Below are 414 nucleotides of genomic sequence, written 5' to 3'. Positions count from 1 at the left end.
CCTAAAGAATTAACTGTACAATTCGTACCATCACAAAATGCAGATACACTTGAAGCAAAAGCAAAACCGCTTGAAAAATTATTATCTAAGAAATTAGGTATTCCAGTAAAAGTTTCTGTATCAACAAATTACAATACAATTGTTGAAGCAATGAAATCTAAAAAAGTAGATGTTGGTTTCTTACCACCAACTGCTTACACTTTAGCACATGATCAAAAAGCAGCTGATTTATTATTACAAGCACAACGTTATGGTGTGAATGAAGATGGTTCTAGTAACAAAAAACTTGTAAAAGATTATAAATCAGAAATCTTAGTTAAAAAGAATTCAGGTATTAATAGCTTAAAAGATTTAAAAGGTAAAAAAATCGCATTACAAGATGTAACTTCAACAGCAGGTTACACATTCCCAATT

The 414-nt window shown here is 29.7% G+C and carries 1 protein-coding gene; it reads left to right on the top strand.

The window, feature by feature from the left end; genetic code table 11:
- On the top strand, positions 1–414 hold a 414-nt coding region (gene phnD, locus DF216_RS10565), incomplete at both ends, for a phosphate/phosphite/phosphonate ABC transporter substrate-binding protein (RefSeq protein WP_129326788.1).

Source organism: Streptococcus oralis (genome assembly GCF_004127215.1).
Lineage (GTDB): Bacteria > Bacillota > Bacilli > Lactobacillales > Streptococcaceae > Streptococcus > Streptococcus oralis_BD.
The sequence above is the reverse complement of the archived record's forward strand: the minus strand, read 5'-3'. Positions and strand labels throughout refer to the sequence as shown.